Origin of the sequence: Streptomyces phytophilus (assembly GCF_013870535.1) — a bacterium.
Taxonomy (GTDB): domain Bacteria; phylum Actinomycetota; class Actinomycetes; order Streptomycetales; family Streptomycetaceae; genus Streptomyces; species Streptomyces phytophilus.
In genome coordinates this window covers 1-1526 of record NZ_JACBXC010001380.1, presented here as the reverse complement: position 1 = coordinate 1526, position 1526 = coordinate 1, and the positions used below count along the sequence as shown (strand labels likewise).

The window sequence follows — 1526 nt, the reverse complement described above, 5'->3', positions numbered from 1 at the left end:
GCTCCCCGACCGCGGCAGCAGCACCACCCCCGCCATCGCGTCCGCGAGCCCCCGCGCCTGCTCCGCGATCACCCCCAGCGCGTCCCGCGCGTCGGCGCTCGACAGCAGCGCGGTGGTCACGGCGTGCGCCCCGTCGATCCACCGTTCCCGCTGCCGCGTCTCCAGATGCAGCCGCGCGTTGCCGATCGCGATGCCCGCCTCGGTGGCGATGATCCGTACGAGGTGCAGGTCGTCGTCCCGGAACCGGCCACCGCCGCGCTTCTCCGACAGCACCAGGTCCCCGAAGTACCGCCCGTCCACATCGATCGGCACCGTCAGCGTCGTCCCCGGCGCGTCCGGGATCTCGTCGAGGCGCGCCCGGTCCACCTCGTCCACGCCGTACGACGCGAACTCGTCGAGGTCACCGCTCTGCTCGTCGATCACCACGATCGACGCGTACCGCGCCCCGGCCAGCTCTGCCGCCGTCTGCGCGATCACGTCGAGCGTGGGGTGGAGTTGCAGCCCCGTGCCGATGGACCGCATGGCGGCCAGCAACTGCGTCACGCGTTCTGCCAGCTCGCTGGAGACTCCCTGGAGTCCCCGGGTGGCGCGGGCGGCGGCGTCCATGGAGTCGGCAGCGGTCATGTCCCGAGGGTAATAAGCGGCTCTCGGTGAGGAAAGTCGGAATTGTTCCCTACGCCCGATGTCCCGGGGCTGTCCGCGTCCTCGTACGGGTACGGAGACGGGTGCGCCCGCTCCCGTACCAGCGTGCGGCGGAACGGACCGTCCGCCTCCGCCAGCTCCGCGTACGTGCCGCGCTGCACCACCCGGCCCCGGTCCAGCACCACGATCTCGTCCACCGCCGCCAGCCCCGTCAGCCGGTGGGTGATCAGCACCGTCGTCCGGCCCTCGGTGGCGGCGAGGAGGTCGGCGGTCAGGGCGTCGGCGGTGGGCAGGTCGAGGTGCTCGGCGGGTTCGTCGAGTACGAGCACGGGGAAGTCCGCGAGCAGCGCGCGGGCCAGCGCGAGGCGCTGGCGCTGGCCGCCGGAGAGCCGGGCGCCGTGTTCGCCGACGGGGGTGTCGAGGCCGCGGGGCAGGGTCTCGACCCAGTCGAGGAGGCGGGCGGCGGCGAGGGCGGCGCGCAGGTCGGCGTCGGTGGCGTCGGTGGCGGCGAGGCGGAGGTTCTCGCGCAGGGTGCTGTCGAAGAGGTGGGCGTCCTGGGCGCAGAGGCCGACGAGGCGGCGTACGGCGTCGGGGTCGCAGGCGAGAGCGTCGGCGGTGCTCTGATTCGAGAGCAGTGCTCTCGCGGGAGAGCGGTGTTCCGGTGAGCGGTGCTCCGAAGCGAGAGCGGTGCTCTCGGCCTTCCCGCCGCCCAGCCGGTACGTCCCCGCCACCGGATCCAGGAACCGCAGCAGCACGTGCGCCAACGTCGTCTTCCCCGACCCCGACGCACCCACCACCGCGACCCGCCGCCCCCGCGTCAGCGCCAGATCCACACCGTCCAGCGCCAGCCCGTCCTGCCCCGGATGCCGCGCCGACACCCCGGT

General features: G+C 73.8%; 1 protein-coding gene and 1 pseudogene. Both read right to left on the bottom strand.

Features of this window, described 5'->3' with window-relative positions; all coding sequences use genetic code 11:
- Positions 1–624, bottom strand: a pseudogene (locus H5J30_RS32555) (histidine kinase); the annotation flags it as partial.
- On the bottom strand, positions 621–1526 hold a 906-nt coding region (locus H5J30_RS32550; protein ID WP_181791262.1), incomplete at its 5' end, for an ATP-binding cassette domain-containing protein. The gene H5J30_RS32550 and the pseudogene H5J30_RS32555, both read right to left, overlap by 4 nt.